We start from the raw sequence: 18876 nt of genomic DNA, 5'->3' as shown, positions 1-18876 counted from the left end.
AACCTTAATGTTTAAATGAATTGAATTTTTATGATTCCAAAAGTAACCCAAGAAACGATTACTTTGGTGGATGGTAGAACCATCACCATTGAAACCGGTAAATTGGCAAAACAAGCGGATGGATCAGTTGTAGTACGCATGGGTGACACCATGTTATTGGCTACAGCAGTTTCTGCACGCACTGCTAATCCCGGTATTGATTTTTTACCTTTAACGGTAGATTACCGTGAAAAATTTGCCGCTGCGGGACGATTCCCAGGTGGTTTCTTCAAAAGAGAAGCGCGTCCAAGTGATGCAGAAGTTTTGACCATGCGTTTGGTTGACCGTGTATTGCGTCCGTTATTCCCGGATGATTACCACGCAGAAACCCAAATCATGATTCAGTTAATGTCGCATGATGAAGACGTTATGCCGGATGCATTAGCAGGTTTAGCCGCTTCTGCAGCATTGGCGGTATCTGACATTCCTTTCTACAACTTGATTTCTGAAGTACGTGTAGGTCGTGTGAACGGCGAACTCGTAATCAACCCAAGCCGTGCACAATTAGAATTATCCGACATCGACATGATGATTGGTGCTTCTAAGGATTCGGTATGTATGGTGGAAGGCGAGATGAAAGAGATCTCTGAGAAAGAAATGGTAGATGCGATCAAGTTTGCACATGATGCAATCAAAGTGCAAATTGAAGCACAAGAACGAATGCGTGCCGCTATCGGAAGTCCTGCCTATCGTGAATACGAAGCAGAGAAAGAAGACAAAGTGGTTTACGAGAAAGTTCGCGCCGCTTGTTATGACAAATACTACGCGATCGCTCAAGAAGCTTCTTCAAAACAAGAACGTGGCGAGAAGTTTAGTTTAGTAAAAGAAGAAGTTGTCGCTTTATTCACCGAAGAAGAATTGGCTGAAAACGGTGATTTAGTGAGCAAATACTTATACAAATGTCAAAAAGAAGCTGTTCGTAACGTGATCCTTGATTTAGGAATTCGTTTGGATGGTCGTAAAACGACAGAGATTCGTCCGATTTGGTGTGAGGTAGATTACTTACCAAAAACACACGGTTCAGCAATCTTTACCCGTGGTGAAACACAAGCTTTGGCGACAGTTACACTAGGAACTTCTCGCGAAGCAAACGTGATCGATTTACCTTCAGAACAAGGAGAAGAGCGTTTCTATTTACATTACAACTTCCCTCCTTTCTCAACGGGTGAAGCGAAACCGTTACGCGGTACGTCACGTCGTGAGGTTGGACACGGAAACTTGGCACAACGTGCCTTGAAAAATATGATTCCAGCAGATTGTCCGTATACTGTACGTGTGGTATCTGAAGTATTAGAATCGAATGGTTCTTCTTCGATGGCAACCGTTTGTTCAGGAACTTTGGCCTTAATGGATGCTGGTATTCAAATGATCAAACCTGTTTCAGGTATTGCGATGGGATTGATTACGGACGGTGACCGTTTTGCGGTTCTTTCAGACATCTTGGGTGATGAAGATCACTTGGGTGATATGGACTTCAAAGTGACGGGTACTGCGGATGGTATTACCGCTTGTCAAATGGACATCAAAATTGACGGTTTACGTTATGATATCATGGAACAAGCCTTGGATCAAGCCCGTGAAGGTCGTATGCACATTTTGGGCAAATTGACTGAAACTTTGGCAACTCCAAGAACCGATGTGAAAGCACATGCTCCAAAAATCATTACACGTACTATTCCAGGCAACTTCATTGGAGCGTTAATCGGACCAGGCGGAAAAGTAATTCAAGAATTACAAAAAGCTTCGCAAACGACGATCGTTATTAACGAAGTGGACGAGCAAGGAATTGTGGAAATCTTAGGTACAAATCAAGACGGTATCGATATGGTATTGGCGAAAATCGATTCGATTATCTTCAAACCACAATTGGGTGAAACCTATGAAGTACGCGTTATCAAAATGCTTGATTTCGGTGCCGTTGTAGAATATACACAAGCTCCAGGAAATGAAGTATTGTTACACGTTTCGGAATTGGCTTGGGAACGCACAGAAAAACCATCTGATGTTGTAAACATGGGTGATGTTTTTGAAGTGAAATACTTAGGTATTGATCCGAAAACGCGCAAAGAAAAAGTTTCGCGCAAGCAATTGTTACCACGTCCTCCAAGAGAAGACAAAAAGCCGGAAGGTGGATCACGTGAGGGCGGACCCCGCAAACCGTTCCACAATAAAGGTGAAAACAACCAAAATCAAGAAGGTTAATCAGTATTGATTTAATTATAAGCATCCCCAATTCGGTTGAATTGGGGATTTTTTTTAACTAGACGCAACCATTTGAAATAATTGCCATCTTGTTAAAAAAATAGTCTATGAAGCCAAACCAAAAAATTACCTATCTCGCCCCCTTATTTCTTTTTTTATTTTCTTTTATTTCCTGTGAAAACGAACCTGCTGAATTCACGAAAGCCACGTTAAGTCCGAAGAGTGAATTATTCAAATTAATGCTCAACACGACTACACTTGGCACCAATCCAGTTGGGCAACAAGTATGTGTCGATTTTATTTATCCGTTTGCTATTATGGTTTATGACAGCAATCGCAATCCGATTCAAACCATCCAGATGTTTAATGACAACCAGCTAGCCAATTTGCTGATTAATTTACCCATGAGTCAGTCGGTGAGTATTTCGTATCCGATTGAAACCATGAATGCAGCGGGGGTTGTTCAAAGCATTAACAATGATAATGAGTTGCTGGTATCCCTTCGCGAATGTTCACAAGAAAATATACAAATGTATTTTGGTGCTGCCTTTTGCAATCCGGCACACTCCGTTTCTAAGGTGCCTTATTTACCTAATGACCCTGATAATTCTTATGCTGGTGCTACATTTTTCATGAATCCTGACGGCACCATTACCATGCATCATTTGGGGCAAGATTATGTAGGGACATGGATTTATATTTATGCTAATTTACAAATGTACCTCAACATCAATTTTTCTGGAAACAGTACGGTGACCCAAGACTGGAACCACAATTACAAAGTACTGAATATGAATTACATGACCATTACTATGGAGTATAACAATTACCGGTACACCATTAACAAAGAGATCATCCCTGTAACCTCTTACGCTATTGGTGACCCGGGACCGCATACCGGAATCATTAGTTATGATAAAGGTGATTTTACCTACGGTTGGCAATATTTGGAAGTGGCACCCAATGACATTGTTTCTCAGGAATGGGGCTGTATTACTTCGACCATTCCCAATGCCCAATTTGATGCGATAGGTTCGGGGTATCAAAATTCGGTTGCGATTGCGAATTACCATAATTCCTTAGCCAATTATGCCTTAAACCCAACGGTGTGCAGCGCGGTAAACGACGGTACGGTTTCGGCTTACACTGCACTCACACAAGTTTTGGACAATCGCACCGACTGGTGTATCCCTTCGATTGATGAATTGAAAAAAATGTATGACAATTTACAAGTCAACAGCATAGGTAACTTCAGTCCGGGCTTGTATTGGAGTTCGACCGATGCCGGTGGTGGACAAGCCAAATGTGTCGATTTCTCGAATGGAAATATCGTCTTGGTCAATAAAAATACTGCAGGTGTTCGAACGCGCATGGTGCGATACTTTTAAAACCATAATCATTACAAAACGTCTTGCTAGAAACAAGGCGTTTTTTTTTTGCAGTTTGCGCTAGGGGTAGCAGCGGTATCCCGCACGGACGTTAGGGAGTGCGGATAAAGCGGATGACCCGCCCCCGTTGGGTTTACACATAAAGGTCATTTAAACTTGGAAGACCCAACGGGGGAGCGCCCAAATCAGAATCCGAAAGAGTCAATAGGAAATTCGCTATATTTGAGTTCTTATCACCAACTTATGGAAGTTATCGTTTTTCTGCTTTTCGCCCTCGTGGTTTATGTTTTAATTAAACAACAAACGCTCAAGTCGCGATTGGACCAATTGATGGAGCATTATTTTAAGTTGGCCGGCGACCGCGATGCTTTGCAACAAAAAATGGAAACTTTGCGCGAGCAACTGGAGGCGTTACAAGGTAAAACGATAATTGCTGAACCAGAACCTGCTGCAACTTCGCCTGAAATTGTCCAACCTGAGATAATTATCCCTGAGGAAATCATTCCAGAACCGACAGTAGCTTCATTGCCTGTCACAGAAAATTTATCTACTGAAAACCCGGAAGTCGCAATAGAAAAAGAAGAAGAAATGGTAGTGGAACCCGCTGCTTTCAGCGCACCCAAAGTGGAAGAAGCGCAGGCGCGACCTGTTCCGTATACGCCACCTACTCCACCCGAACCTACGGCATTATCGTTGTTACTTAAAAAATGGGAAAGTCAATTTGCTGACAATTGGACGGGCATTTTAGGTACCGCCATTATGGTTTTGGGCGTGGGCTACTTGAGTATTTATACGGCCTTGAAAGTGAGTCCGCTCTACCGTGTCATGATTATTTGGGCGTATGCCGGATTGTTGATGGGATCTTATTTCTTTTTAAAGAAAAAAGTGGTTTGGGAAAAAACGGGATTGTGGTTGCGCAGTGCGGGAGCGAGTTTGTTTTTATTCGGATGTTTTGGCGCCTCACAGATTCCGGCGCTGCAGTTCATTAAGCAAACTAAGGTGGGTTATGGATTATTGATTTTGGGAATCGGCCTGAATTTATGGATTGGCTACCGTATTAAAAAACAGACTTTTTTATCGCTGCATGTAGTGCTCAGCATGCTCATTTTGTGTGTCATTCCGGATAAGTTATTACTGACCTTTTTAATAGCTGCGGGAACTGCGACGGTGGGTATTTTATTATCCTACAAAGAAAAATGGGAATACCACGTACTGACGGTGATTGGTGCGTTTTTGATTTTTGACATTTGGTTCACGGCGGAGGGGAATTCGCTAACTGCAGTAGAAAACCGTTGGGCTATATTGAGCATTGTTTTCGTGGCGGTGAGTTGTATCGTAATGCAATACCGAAAATTATACGATAATTCGACATTTGACAAAGCGGGATTTATTACACACATTACCAATTGGTTGCTGTTTACGACAGGTTTATTGATGCATGCAACGGGCAGTAAGTTCAAGACTATAGTGTTGTTGATTGGGGCCGGACTTTGTTTTTGGGCGTCGCGCGTGGCCAAAAAACGGCAAATCTCTTGGCTGTATCAAATTGACTTTTTGGTCAGTTTTCTATTGTTGTCGTTTACGGTTGTGACCTTAAACGATTGGAATGTAGGTGTGGAGTTTGTTTTAATCGGACTTACCTTGGTATTCAATGCGGGTCTGTTCCTCACATTCAAAGAACAGCAAGCATTATTGCAAAAAATTATAAAAATAGGGTTTCATCTTTTTGTAGCACTCACGCTATTCATAAGTTTACAAGCGGTAATTCGCCCGAACATGATTACCCAACATCCGCAGTGGTTTTTTGCCTTACTACTCCAAATTGGTTTGGCATTGGGTATCACGATGATGACTTCCAAAAAAGAATCATGGAAGGGTTTTGATGGCTTCTTAGGGTTGCCCAGTATTCAACTCAACGGCATCATTGCACTTGGATTTCAATGGATATTGGTGGCTTTTACCTACCACCAAATGCACCATAATGAATTTATTTGGGTGCTTTTGGGCGCCACCTTTTTGTGGAGTTTGGTCTTTGTTTGGATACCCAACATGACGCTGAACCTCAGTCGGGTGCTGTTAACTTGTTGCACAGGAGTTGAATTACTGTATCTGATATACTCGACCGAAAATAGTTTGGCTGATTTATGGTATGGTGTAGGATTTACCGGAGCAATTGCCTTGCAATGGTGGCAACCTGAACTTTTAAAAAACCGATTTGTCGTTCGATTTTCCAATTCTTTGCTTTTCAATCTATTGGTGCTAGTCTTGATTTTCAAGTATTGCGAAGCGTATCCTGTTTTAGGAGTACTGCTATTCTTTGGATTAGGTGCTTTCAACTTGTGGACATTGTGGTATTTAATCCAAAAAGAATCCCAAGAGGTCGAATTGCATAAAGCCTTTAAAGTATTCTATGGCTTACAGAATATGGCGTTGCTTTATTTTAATATACATGTAAGTTATACTATTCCGCAATGGGAGATTTTGGTTTGCTTCGGAATCAGTCTGTTGCTTCCAGTTCTTGCTTTGGGTTACAACCACAAACAAAACCAGATTAATGGCAGTCAGGATGCATTTGTTCAATCGAAAAATCTTGATACCTTTTTACTATTTGTAATGGTACAAGGCTTAGGATTTTGGGGTATTCCACATCCTTATTCCCTACTCTATTTTGGGCTGGTGCCGGTTCTTTTTTACGCGATGTACCTGCGTTCGGTTTGGTTTGAAAAATGCAACTTTTTGGCGTTTGTCCAACTTGTATTTGGAGCTATTTGTGCGCTTCCACTTTTGTTCGAGTTCATACGTCCATTATCCAATTCAGATGCCATGTATCTAAGTATTGGTTTGGTGACAACCCTTTTGTTCAGCCTAATGCAACACCGCAATCGAAAAACTTCCGAAAGGAGCTTTTTGGTTCCAACTCTATATTTACAGAATATAGCAATTGCTTTGTTGCTTTTACAAACCATACAATTGGATTACAGTTGTTTAGCATTAATGGGATTGGCTTTGGTTAATTTTGCGCTTCATCAAAAATTTGACATCCCAATTTCTAAGCGAACTCCTGATATGTTAGTGCTTTTGGGGCTAGGAATTTCTTTAGTGTATTCGCTACAAATTAGCCATGAATTTGAGCTTATACAATGGATTTTGTACGGTGGTGTTCTTTTGTTGGGCGTAAGTTGGATGCTTTATATGCGCCAATGGAGTTCCGATACAAAAGAGCAAACGATTCGTCAACTGATCATGAACATCTGGACATCGGCTGTTGTTTTTAGTCAGTTACCTCAAAAATGGATGCCGTTTTATTGGGCTATTATGGCGTTATTGCAACTCTATTTATATTCCAGAAAATTCACTTTCCACCGTGCTGTGTCGCTGACGTATTTCCTTTTGGCCAACTTCCATTTGGGCATTTTAGGATTTTGGTATTACCAACCCGGTTATTGGCCATTTTATGTAGCCTTAATGGGAATCTTGGGCATTTTTGTAGGGTATGCGTACCGTGTTTTAGAATCGTTTACGATTAAAAACAGTCTGTTGATTTATCCTGTAACCTTGAGTGTTGGTTTGTTTTTATACCTCACATTTGACAAAGGCGCATTGACCTTTTTATGGGTATTGGAAGCACTTGGCTTGTTGGTTTTGAGCATTACCTTAAAAGAAAAATACTTCCGATATGTCTCCCTTTCTGTAGTGGGTTTGTGTATAGTTCGGTTAATGTTTTTTGACCTTTCGAATACCGACTTTTTGATACGCGCGTTGGTGTTACTCGGAGTCGGAATCGTGTTGTTAGTCATGAACAGTTTATTCAAAAAATACAAGGATCGATTGGATTAAAACCGCGTCACCATTCCCCAAGAAATGAGTGTTCCACCAAAATGTGCTTCATTTTTTTTATAAAAAAGAGTATACGGTTGAAGCGAACCTGTGACATAGAATCCTATACGATTCCAATTGACTTTTACCGTTTGGGAAACAAAAAGGGTGTGAAGGTCTGTTTTTTTATCCAAATCATGTTGGAATTGATCGAGATATTGGGATGACACTTTATAATAGAGTGCCGCCCATCCTAGACCGGAATTGGACTCTAGGGAAAACCCATCAGGATTTGAACCTTGGTACCAAACTAAACTGTATCGAAAACCCAATTTCAATCCCACTCTAGACGATTCAAATTGTATTAGGGAATCGGCATAGCGATAAGCAATAGCGCGCGGTTTTTCGAGAAAATTTAATTCTAAACCATAATCCAAATAGTTGTTTTTGGATAATCGATTGCGCAACCAATAGCCCACTTCAACGCCATGCACAAACTTGTTGCTTAAATTTCCTTGCGGATAGTTAAAACCTATTTCCACATAATTTCTACGGAAAGTATCCGGGGATTTTACAAAAATGGTGTCTTGTGCTTGGCACAGTTGAAAGCCGAAAATTACGAATAGGAGTATTTTTTTCATCGTGAAATGGATGTAAAAATGGAATAATACGAACCGGTGTTTCCTGCTCCCATTATAAAGAGCATGCCACTATGATCAAAGGATTTCAGTACTACTAAACTTGCGTTTGGTTGCCGATACAATTGAATTTTTGTTTTTTGGGTCATTATTAATAATGGCGGAAAATTTAACGTCTCGTATTCGGTGTAGAATTCAAAACAATGCCGTTTTAATTTTCCTTCATACTGCAAAAAATGATTGCCTCCTAATCGATCTCTAAAGTGAATAACCAAGGCTTTGGTGGTGACTTCCAAATGATAGATCGAATCGGCATTGTAGCGATGCAACTCAAGTAATTCAATTAAATTTCTTGATTTGGTAACCGAATCGATGGATTGGATGGCATAATTGTCTTTCCAACCGTTCCCTTTTGTTTTTACTGTTTCGATAGCACTAAATTTCTGCTGGGTCACCGAACATGAAGTCGCTAAAGCACAAAAAACAAACAAGAGCGTAAAGGATACTAATGATTTCATAGGGGTAAACTTTAAATTATAGTCCAAAATTAATTGTGATTATCACGTTTGTATTTGTGTTTTACACTACTTTTGAAAAATACTTTTGCGTTTTTCACAAATGAACAGACAAGACTTACTTTTGAATGGTATTCGAAAAAAGATTGGAAACCGGTCTTTACATGATGCGTTGACCGAAAGTTTACACATTAGTTATGATGCTGCTCACCGTAGGATTAGCGGGAAAAGCAAGCTATCCCTGGATGAAGCCTTGACGTTGAGTCAGTTTTTTGGGATTTCCTTGGATCAGTTGGAACAACACCAAAACCATTTGATTTGCAAAAAATCAACGGCGGTGACTTCGCAATCGGAATTGGCGGCCTATCTTCAAGATGCGTATTTCCATTTGAAAGATTTTTCGAAAGAAGGTACCTTTTATTATTCGGCCAAAGACATTCCTTTATTTTATACGTTGGAGGGAAGTGTGCTTACGAAATTCAAATGGTATGTATGGTTGAATTTATTAGCCAAACCAGAGGAAATTAAACCTTTCGACCAATTTTATATCGAACAGTCTTTGGCTGAACATGCTAAAAAATTACAACAGCTATACCAAGACGCATCAGTTCATGAATTGTGGAATGATTCGACTTTGAATAGCACCTTATACCAAATCGATTATTACTATGAGTCGGGTTTAATACAAAGTCATGAAGCGCTGTTATTGTTGGAAGATCTATTGCAATTAATGGAAAACGTCGAAAGAAAAATGACGGAACAGTCCAATTTCTATTTGTATTATCACGAATTGTTATTGATGAACAATAATGTTTTGGTTCAAAATACGGCCACTGCCAAATTATTTGTACCCTATACGATGATTAGTTATTTAATTACCGATGATTCACAAACTACTAAGGAATCCGAAGTATACTTTCAACGGCAACTCTTGAATGCCAAATGCTTAAATACTTCTGGACCGAAAGATCGGTTACAATTTTTTGCTAAAAACAGACAGCGGATAATTCATTTGAAAACTAAATTTACATTCATTTAATTTTTTCAAAGAATTATGTAACTTTTTAGAAATTCATTACGTAGAAGTACCTGAACACTTTAATTTAATAAGGAGAGAACGTAATGAGACAGCTCAAAATCACCAAGCAGGTAACCAATCGTGAAACTGCTTCCTTAGACAAATACCTACAAGAAATCGGTAAGGTAGATTTGATCACCGCCGACGAAGAAGTGGAATTGGCACAGCGCATTAAAGCAGGTGACCAACGCGCACTTGAAAAATTAACAAAAGCCAATTTACGTTTCGTTGTATCCGTAGCAAAACAATACCAAAATCAAGGTTTAACACTTCCAGACTTAATTAACGAAGGAAATTTAGGTTTGATCAAAGCCGCTCAACGTTTTGATGAAACCCGTGGTTTTAAATTCATTTCATATGCGGTTTGGTGGATTCGTCAATCGATTTTACAAGCTTTGGCCGAACAATCTCGTATCGTTCGTTTACCGTTGAACAAAATCGGTTCGATCAATAAAATCAACAAAATGTACGCGTTATTAGAGCAATCTAATGAACGTCCACCTTCTGCAGAAGAAATTGCTAAAGAATTGGACATGACGGTCAATGATGTGAAAGAGTCGATGAAAAACTCGGGCCGTCACTTATCGATGGATGCTCCTTTAGTAGAAGGTGAAGATTCCAACTTGTACGACGTTTTGCGTTCAGGTGAATCTCCAAATCCCGACCGTGAATTGATTCACGAATCATTGCGCATCGAAATCGAGCGTTCGTTAGAAACCTTAACACCAAGAGAAGCTGATGTTGTTCGTTTGTATTTCGGTTTAGGCGACCAACACCCTATGACGTTAGAAGAAATTGGTGAAACATTTGACTTGACTCGTGAACGTGTGCGTCAAATAAAAGAAAAAGCTATTCGTCGTTTAAAACATACGTCGCGAAGCAAAATTTTAAAAACCTATTTAGGATAAAAAAACTATATTTGGATTCTTGAAAATAAGACACTCCAAGTTAACGATAACAACAGTTTCAAACTGTTCGTTTTTTGATTGATGATTGAAACTCCGGCTGATTACCGGAGTTTTGTTTTTTGTAGGGCAAACAAAACCCGGTCTGTTCGCTTGCAGCTCGAGTGCCCGGAGTTTTGTTTTTTGTAGGGCAAACAAAACCCGGTCTGTTCGCTTGCAGCTCGAGTGCCCGGAGTTTTGTTTTTTGCAGGGCAAACAAAACCCGGTCTGTTCGCTTGCAGCTCGAGTGCCCGGAGTTTTGTTTTTTGTAGGGCAAACAAAACCCGGTCTGTTCGCTTGGAACTTGAGTGCTCAAAATTTTGATTTTATTCCATCAACTCTTAATTCATAACTCATAATTCATAACTTTTATTACCTATTTTTGTACCACAACACAACAAATTATCTTTTCTCATGAAAAATACCCTAATTGCGCCTTCTGTTTTGGCAGCCGACTTTGCCAATTTGCAACGTGATATCGAAATGGTTAACGCCAGTGAAGCCGATTGGTTTCATATCGATATTATGGATGGCGTTTTTGTTCCTAACATTTCGTTTGGTATGCCTGTCTTGGAAGCCATTCAAAAACATGCTAAAAAAACAATCGATGTCCATTTAATGATTGTCGATCCTGATCGTTACATTACCACCTTCAAAAAATTAGGCGCCGATGTACTCACAGTACATTATGAAGCTTGCACGCATTTGCACCGCACCCTTCAAGCCATTAAAGCAGAAGGAATGAAAGCAGGTGTAGCTTTAAATCCGCATACAAATATTGATTTATTGGAAGATGTTATTCAAGACATTGATTTGGTATGTATTATGAGTGTGAATCCTGGGTTTGGCGGACAATCGTTTATTGAAAACACCTATTCGAAAGTGGAAAAGCTGAAAGCCTTAATTCAAAGAAAAAAGGCAACTACTTTAATCGAAATTGACGGTGGCGTAACCAATAAAAACGCAAAACAATTAGTCGATGCAGGCGCAGATGTTTTGGTTGCAGGCAGTTTTGTATTCGGCGCTGAAGATCCCATTGCTACGATTCAAAATTTAAAATCCATTACCCAATAAAAAAAGGCTTCTTCGGAAGCCTTTTTCAATACTGTGCCAATAAATACTTAATTAAATCGGTGGTGGTGACAATACCTACCAATAATTCATCCATAACGACAGGCAGTGCATGAAATTCTTTGGTTGCTAAAATCTCAGCAACTTCTCTAATGGACGTTTCCGGTGAAACTTTTACTAAATTTCGAGCCATTACCTGCTCAACCGTAAACATATTATACACCGTAACATCCACTTCTTGAGCTTCATCATCAACGGCATCTGCGAAAGAGATTCGCAACAAATCCGTTAAACTCAACATCCCAACGATTCGGTTCCCATTCACTACAGGGATATGCCGAATATGATGCTTCTTGAAAAGCGTTTCCGCCTTGGTCAAATCATCGGTAACATTAAGTTTGATTACATTTTTGGTCATTATAGAAGTGACCGGTACATGCTGTTTCATAAGGCATTATTCTTTAGTACTATAAAGTTACTGCCGAATAAAAAAGGAAAACATGACATTCGTCACCTATAAGGATTGTCGCTCAATTAAACGACTCGGATTTTCTTCCTGAATGCGTTGTTGCTCCCAAACAAGTGTCGCCAAGCGTTGCCCCATCGCTGCAAAGTCGGTTGAAATCGTCGTAATTCCATTTGCGACAACTTTCTTCAAAGGTGTATCATTATACGAGATAATTCCAACATCGCTTCCGATTTTCCAGCCTAATTGTTGTGTCTTTTCAACTACATCAACTAAATCCCGATCATCAGGAATGATGTAAACGGTTCCCTTTTCTGGTTGATGGGAGGCAAATGATTGTAGAATTTGGTTCTCAAATTGATAGTCGGCACAAAAGCGTTCAAAACCATGCACCATCCCCAAAGGTTCTTTATTCCCTGGAAACAACAAGATAAGTCGGGCGTACTTTTGAATACGTTTCCAACCCAAAACCAATGCCTCATACATGGCTTGATCAAAATTTTGATAAATAGAAGGATAGTGTTGCAATGAATCCCGCATTTGATCCAAAATAAACACCTCATTTTCGGGAAGCAACCCAATTACAGGTTCTACTCCTTCCAAATTGGAAGGCATAATAATATATTTGGAATAATTCCCCTGGGCATCGTGAATCAATTTGCGAAACATTCCCAAATTAAAATGATGAAAGTAAATATCAATTTGAGCCTTTCCTTCTAAAGCCGTCACAAAAGCATGATAAACATCCTCTTTAAAGGCATTTAATTCATCAAACAATAAAAAATACCGCTGTTCATAATCGAACTCCTCAGTCTTCACATAATACCCTTTCCCTGTAATCGCGTAAATTACGCCTTTCTTTTTCAACTCTTCATAAGCCAATAAAACGGTATCCCGCGACAACTGATTCTCCAAACAAACTTTATTCACCGAAGGCAGTCGATCATTTTTAAATAACTTCCGATTCATAATGGCTTGTTCAACCTGACCTACAATTTGCTTGTAAATCGGAGTAACTAATTGCTTATCAACCTGTATTATTCGCATATTCTAAAAAACCGGTAGGATGTTTACGAAAACCGGTAGGTACTGGTATGCAATTTACAACTTTGTCGCTTACTTTTGATAAATCCAAAAAAAATTAGGGATGAAAAATGAGAATTCGCAATTAACCTCACACTCTATTGCCAGATTGTTTGGTTTCACCCAAAAAGGAAAAGAAGTATATGTTCGGACGATTCGCAATCAAAACGGTATGGAACTAACTGTGAGTGATTTGGGAGCGACGATTACTTCACTAAAGATTCCGGTGAGCGACTATTCCAATGTCGATGTAGTCCTTGGCTTTGATAATGCAGAAGACTATGAAGCATCGTTCTCATTGCCGAGTCCGCCCTTTTTAGGAGCTGTCGTTGGCTTGTATGCAGGCAGGATAAATAAAGGAATTGTGAAATTCAATGGCTGTGAAATTCAATTAGACGCCAACTTAGGCATGCACCATATTCATGGGGGCAATCGCAATTTAAGTAATCAGGTGTGGCGCTTTAAATCGGCAACTTTGGATGAAAACCCGAGTTTGACTTACACCTTTACCACACCCGAAAATCATGGAAATTATCCCGGATCAACTACCATTACCGTAACCTATCAATTGCTTGAAAACAATGCATTAAAAGTTACATTCCATGCGACTGCAACTGAAGATACGCCGATTAATTTGACCCAACATAGTTACTTTAATTTGAATGGACATGACCAAGCGGTGGAAGGCATGCAATTCAAACTGTATGCTGATACCTTCTTGGATACCGATTACGAACTTATTCCTTCGGGAAAATTTATTCCCGTTAAAGGTTCGATCCACGATTATTCCTCCATCGCCGAGTGTCCAAAATCAATCGACACAACATTTGTCTTAAATCAACCGCTTGCCGCCACCCTTTTTAGCCCAAAAAATCAGTTGCGTATGGATGTTTTTACCAACCAACCCGCCGTCCATATTTATGTAGGTGGCAACTGCTTCAACCAAATCAAAGGAAAAGAACAATCCAATTATCACTCGCTGAGCGGAATTTGTTTTGAAACTCAAAATTTTCCCGACGCTCCCAACCATAAGCATTTCCCAAATGCCCTATTAAAAAAAGGAGATACTTACCTTCAAGAGACATTATTTCAATTTAAAAAAACTACGGCACTATGAAAAAGATCTTATTTTTTTTAATCACCATTTCATTGATAGGATGTTCAAAAAATGAAGATTCAGCCACCTCACCCACGCCAACGCCAACACCAACGGAAACTTTTATTCGGGCCGCCGACATGTCGTACCTCCCATTAATCGAAAGTGAAGGCACACAATACAAATACAACAATACCGTACAAGACCCCATTCTTACGCTTAAAAATGCGGGTTGCAATACCATTCGTGTCCGCCTTTGGCAAAACCCCTCTGACGGACATTGCGGACTGAATGAAGTAAAATCCTTTGCCCAACGTATTAAACAAGCGGGATTGAAAGTGTGGCTATCCGTGCATTATTCAGATACTTGGGCGGATCCTGGAAACCAAACCAAACCTGTGGCTTGGCAGTCGTTTGATTTTACTACCCTTAAAAATACGGTAGGCACGTACACTTCATTAGTCATGACTGAAATTCAGCCCGACATCATCCAAATTGGCAATGAAACCAACGACGGCATGCTGTGGCCAGAGGGTAAATTATCCACAAATGAATCGCAATACCTACAACTTGTTACTACCGCTTGTGCGGCGGTTCGGGCGAAGTCCACTACAACCAAAATCATGTTACACCATGCCGGTATGAGCGGTTCGGATTGGTTTTTTAGCAAAGTAGCAACGGTTGATTATGATTATATCGGACTCTCCTACTACCCCGTGTGGCACGGCACGGATATGAATGCACTTCAAACTAAAATGCAAAGTTTGAGTCAGTTGTACTCCAAAAAAATTCTCGTGGCCGAAACCGCTTATCCTTTTACCTTGGGTTGGAACGATTGGACAAACAATATTGTCGGACTCCAAAACCAACTCGTTCCCGGGTATGATGCGACGGCTGACGGACAAAAGAATTTCCTTTTAGACCTTAAAAACAGAATCAAACAAGTACCAAACGGACTCGGGTTTTGCTATTGGGGAACCGAATGGATTGCCTTCCGCGGACCAACCTCCACCAATGGCTCATCATGGGAAAACCAAGCGCTATGGGACTTTAACAACAATGCACTGCCCGCGATGAGCGTGTTTAGTGCCAATTAATTGGAATCGTATGTATAAAAAAATAGTTTTTCATGTTTTATCACTGCTCTTGGTAGGGCTTCAAGCCGCATCGGCGCAGCAATCGACTTTTGCTAAAGGTGCCGATGTGAGCTGGTTGCCCCAAATGGAAGCCAGTGGTGTTCAATTCAAAGATGAAAAAGGGAATCCGAAAGATTGCCTCCAAATTCTTAAAGAACTTGGCATGAACAGCATTCGTTTGCGTGTCTTTGTCAATCCCAACGATGATAAAGCCAGCGGACATTGCAGTAAAGAGGAAACCGTTCAAATGGCGGTTCGCGCACAAAAACTAGGCTTTCGTGTGATGATCGATTTTCATTACAGCGACTCTTGGGCCGATCCTGCCAAACAAAACAAACCGAAAGCTTGGGAAAATCATAGTTTTCCTGAACTATTAAATGATGTGTATACGCATACTTTTGAGGTGCTTTCTGCGCTTAAAAAAGTAGGCGTTACGCCAGAATGGGTTCAAATCGGAAATGAAATTCCGGGGGGACTACTCTGGCCCGACGGTTGTACCCACAATTGGAAACAATTGGGCCAACTCTTAAACAAAGGCTATGACGCCACCAAAGCGGTGGATCCAAAAATCAAAGTGATTGTTCATGTGGATGAAGGGAACAACATCGATAAATTTAATGCCTTTTTTGATCATGTCACGCAAGAAAATGTACGCTATGATGTCATCGGACTCTCTTATTATCCATTTTGGATTAAAAAAGACTACACCGAAACCATTGCTGATTTGGAAACAAATTTGATTAACTTGTCTAAAAAATACAACAAAGAAGTGATGGTCGTTGAAGTAGGCGGCGAAGTTTCTAAAGTGGAAAATACGTATAAATTACTAGAAGCAACCATCAATGCAGTGCGCAAAGTTCCCAACAATAAAGGCTTGGGCGTAATGTATTGGGAACCTCAAGGCATTGAGAGTTGGAGCCACTACAGCTTAAACGCGTGGTTGGAAAACGGTCAACCTTCACCTGCTTTGCAAGCATTTAAAAAATAATCGCATGAAAAAAATCGCGTTACTTTTCACTACAATTTCTTTGGTTTGCCTTTCGGCGAAAGCCCAAATCAAAACCAACCTTGATGCGGATTGGCGCTTTCACTTAGGTCACGCTGCCAATCCTGAAAAAGATTTTAATTATGGTATCGCTACGATTTTCTCCAAATCGGGTGGCGCTGCCAAAACGGCAATTGACCCAAAATTTATCGATACCACATGGACCAAACTAAACATTCCGCACGATTGGGCTGTGGACTTGCCTTTTGTGTATTCTCCCAATTTTGATGTCGAATCCCACGGCTATAAACCCATTGGCGGCTTGTATCCCGAAACCAGTATTGGTTGGTACCGCAAACATTTTACTGTTACCCCAAAACCGGGTTTGGACCGTTACGAACTTCAATTTGATGGTATCTTCCGCAATGCTTCGATTTGGTTAAATGGATTTTATGTGGGCACGAATCAGAGCGGATATGTAGGCGTTTCCTATGATGTCACGGATTACATTTTGACCGATAAAGAAAATATTTTGGTTGTGCGTGTGGATGCTACACAATACGAAGGTTGGTTTTATGAAGGCGCAGGCATCTATCGTCATGTTTGGCTCAATCAATTCAACAACCTACATGTTGCCGATGGCGATTTCTTTGTGCATTCTACGCTAAACGGCAAAAAGGCAACGGTTACCTTAGAAACCACAGTAACCAACAAAAATTTTAATACCACTAATTGCACTGTTTTCACCTTTATAAAATCCCGTGAAGGAAAAATAATTGGAACAACAAGCGAACAAAAATTGAGTTTGACCACCAATCAACAAGGTACGATAAAACAAAAAATAACCCTTTCAAACGCTATCCTTTGGGACATAGACAATCCGTATTTGTATCGAGCGGTAACCGTGGTCAAACAAAACGGAAAAATAGTGGACCAACAGGAAACCAAATTTGGTCTCCGCACCGTAGCATTTGACGGTCAAAAAGGATTTTTCTTAAATGGAAAATCGCTTAAAATCAAAGGTACCAACAACCACCAAGATCATGCAGGCGTTGGTAGTGCCTTACCCGATGATCTTCAATATTATCGTATTAAATTATTAAAAGAATTAGGTTCCAATGCTTACCGTGCTAGTCATAATGCGCCCACACGCGAACTACTCGAAGCCTGTGACAGCTTAGGAATGTTGGTTTTGGACGAACAACGTTTGTTAAATAGCAGTCCGGAGTACTTGGACCAATTTACCCGCTTAATCAAACGCGATCGCAATCATCCGTCCGTGTTTTTGTGGTCGATTGGTAATGAAGAAGGATGGATTCAAAAAAATGATTTTGGTAAAAAAATAGCGCTTACACTGTTAGCCAAACAACGCGAACTAGACCCGTCACGTACAAGCACCTATGCGGCCGATATGGGCAATGAATTTCCCGGCGTTAATGAAGTCATTCCCGTTCGCGGCTTCAACTACCGTCAGTTTGAGGTCGCCGATTATCATAAAGACCATCCTAACCAACCACTTTTGGGAACAGAAATGGGCAGTACAGTTACCACACGCGGTATTTATGAAAAAGATCCGATTCGGGCTTATGTTCCCGATCAAGATATCACCGCACCATGGTGGGCCAGCAAAGCCGAAGAATGGTGGAGCCTTGCCGCTGTGAACGATTATTGGATGGGCGGATTTGTGTGGACAGGCTTGGATTATCGCGGCGAACCCACTCCCTACAAATGGCCGAATATCAACTCGCACTTCGGTATTATGGATGTTTGTGGTTTTCCAAAAAACATCTATTACTATTACAAAAGTTGGTGGACCAATGAAGATATTATTCATATTTCACCACATTGGAATTGGGCTGATAAAGTGGGACAACCCATTGAAGTATGGGTCAACACCAATGCTGATGATGTGGAACTCTTTTTAAATGGCAAAAGTTTGGGTAAAAAAGTCATGCCCCGTAACAGCCATTTGAAATGGTCGGTTCCTTATGAACCCGGAAAATTAGAAGCTATAGGTTTTAAAAAAGGTAAAAAAATTACAACTTCGGTTGAAACTACAGGAGCGCCCTATCGTGTGATTGCTACTCCGAACCGTTCAACATTAAAAGCCAACGGAACAGATGCGGTGATTGTTAACCTTTCTATTGTAGATGAAAAAGGGCGTGAAGTTCCTGTGGCCGACAACCGTATTCAATTCCAACTCACGGGTGATGCTAAAATAATTGGTGTAGGCAACGGCGATCCGAGTTCGCACGAACCCGATCATTGTCCCGAAGGTGCTTGGCAACGCAGCGCCTTTAACGGTAAATGCCAAGTGATTCTTCAAGCGGGAAAAACCAAGGAAACCCTTACTCTTAAAGCGACCGCCAACGGACTTGCCTCAGAAACCATTACCCTCATTCAAACGAATTAACTTGCC

14 protein-coding genes are annotated in these 18876 nt (G+C 40.6%); 10 read left to right on the top strand and 4 right to left on the bottom strand.

Going from position 1 to position 18876, the window contains the following annotated elements; translation table 11 throughout:
- The first annotated feature begins 30 nt into the window (after positions 1-30).
- The 3 genes from OLM45_RS05300 (at position 31) to OLM45_RS05290 (ending at position 7466) form a co-directional block, all read left to right on the top strand.
- Positions 31-2241 carry a polyribonucleotide nucleotidyltransferase gene (locus OLM45_RS05300; RefSeq protein ID WP_264512572.1) on the top strand — a complete coding sequence of 737 codons (2211 nt, stop codon included), beginning with the start codon at positions 31-33 and terminating at the stop codon, positions 2239-2241.
- A 107-nt stretch (positions 2242-2348) separates the two neighbouring features.
- Positions 2349-3629 (top strand): DUF1566 domain-containing protein, encoded by a 1281-nt coding sequence (locus OLM45_RS05295; RefSeq protein ID WP_264512571.1) that lies wholly within the window; start codon positions 2349-2351, stop codon positions 3627-3629.
- A 243-nt stretch (positions 3630-3872) separates the two neighbouring features.
- Positions 3873-7466: a DUF2339 domain-containing protein gene (locus tag OLM45_RS05290; RefSeq protein ID WP_264512570.1), complete on the top strand. Its 3594-nt coding sequence runs from the start codon at positions 3873-3875 to the stop codon at positions 7464-7466.
- On the opposite strand, the gene OLM45_RS05285 is transcribed toward OLM45_RS05290, so the two are convergent.
- Together OLM45_RS05285 and OLM45_RS05280 are read right to left on the bottom strand one after the other, a co-directional pair.
- Positions 7463-8086, bottom strand: a complete 624-nt coding sequence (locus tag OLM45_RS05285) for a hypothetical protein (RefSeq protein WP_264512569.1) — start codon at positions 8084-8086, stop codon at positions 7463-7465. The genes OLM45_RS05290 and OLM45_RS05285 overlap by 4 nt on opposite strands.
- Positions 8083-8601, bottom strand: coding sequence for a hypothetical protein (locus tag OLM45_RS05280; protein WP_264512567.1), 519 nt, complete (start codon positions 8599-8601; stop codon positions 8083-8085). The genes OLM45_RS05285 and OLM45_RS05280 overlap by 4 nt, the downstream gene beginning before the upstream one ends.
- A gap of 100 nt (positions 8602-8701) precedes the next feature.
- Between OLM45_RS05280 and OLM45_RS05275 the strand changes: the two genes are divergently transcribed.
- From OLM45_RS05275 to rpe, 3 genes are all read left to right on the top strand, one after another.
- Positions 8702-9637, top strand: a complete 936-nt coding sequence (locus OLM45_RS05275) for a hypothetical protein (protein WP_264512565.1) — start codon at positions 8702-8704, stop codon at positions 9635-9637.
- Between the two features lie 83 nt (positions 9638-9720).
- Positions 9721-10584, top strand: a complete 864-nt coding sequence (locus OLM45_RS05270; RefSeq protein WP_073363102.1) for an RNA polymerase sigma factor RpoD/SigA — start codon at positions 9721-9723, stop codon at positions 10582-10584.
- Between the two features lie 450 nt (positions 10585-11034).
- Entirely contained in the window at positions 11035-11694 is a 660-nt protein-coding gene (gene rpe / locus OLM45_RS05265) for a ribulose-phosphate 3-epimerase (protein ID WP_264512562.1), read from the top strand.
- A 25-nt stretch (positions 11695-11719) separates the two neighbouring features.
- Here rpe and OLM45_RS05260 read toward each other — a convergent pair whose 3' ends face one another.
- Together OLM45_RS05260 and OLM45_RS05255 are read right to left on the bottom strand one after the other, a co-directional pair.
- The gene (locus OLM45_RS05260) at positions 11720-12139 is read right to left on the bottom strand and encodes a CBS domain-containing protein (RefSeq protein ID WP_129459881.1); all 420 of its coding nucleotides are present in this window, start codon (positions 12137-12139) and stop codon (positions 11720-11722) included.
- Between the two features lie 66 nt (positions 12140-12205).
- Entirely contained in the window at positions 12206-13204 is a 999-nt protein-coding gene (locus OLM45_RS05255) for a substrate-binding domain-containing protein (protein WP_264512560.1), read from the bottom strand.
- Positions 13205-13304: 100 nt separating this feature from the next.
- On the opposite strand from OLM45_RS05255, the gene OLM45_RS05250 reads away from it, so the two are divergent.
- The 4 genes from OLM45_RS05250 to galA are packed head-to-tail and all read left to right on the top strand — an operon-like array spanning position 13305 to position 18870.
- Positions 13305-14357, top strand: a complete 1053-nt coding sequence (locus tag OLM45_RS05250) for an aldose epimerase family protein (protein ID WP_264512558.1) — start codon at positions 13305-13307, stop codon at positions 14355-14357.
- Positions 14354-15433 carry an arabinogalactan endo-beta-1,4-galactanase gene (locus tag OLM45_RS05245; protein ID WP_264512556.1) on the top strand — a complete coding sequence of 360 codons (1080 nt, stop codon included), beginning with the start codon at positions 14354-14356 and terminating at the stop codon, positions 15431-15433. The genes OLM45_RS05250 and OLM45_RS05245 overlap by 4 nt, the downstream gene beginning before the upstream one ends.
- Positions 15434-15443: 10 nt before the next feature.
- On the top strand, positions 15444-16460 hold the full coding sequence (locus OLM45_RS05240; protein WP_264512554.1) for an arabinogalactan endo-beta-1,4-galactanase: 1017 nt from the start codon (positions 15444-15446) through the stop codon (positions 16458-16460).
- 4 nt (positions 16461-16464) lie between these two features.
- Entirely contained in the window at positions 16465-18870 is a 2406-nt protein-coding gene (gene galA, locus OLM45_RS05235; RefSeq protein ID WP_264512552.1) for a beta-galactosidase GalA, read from the top strand.
- Positions 18871-18876: the final 6 nt, after the last annotated feature.

Origin of the sequence: Flavobacterium sp. N1719 (assembly GCF_025947045.1) — a bacterium.
Lineage (GTDB): Bacteria > Bacteroidota > Bacteroidia > Flavobacteriales > Flavobacteriaceae > Flavobacterium > Flavobacterium stagni.
The sequence above is the reverse complement of the archived record's forward strand: the minus strand, read 5'-3'. Positions and strand labels throughout refer to the sequence as shown.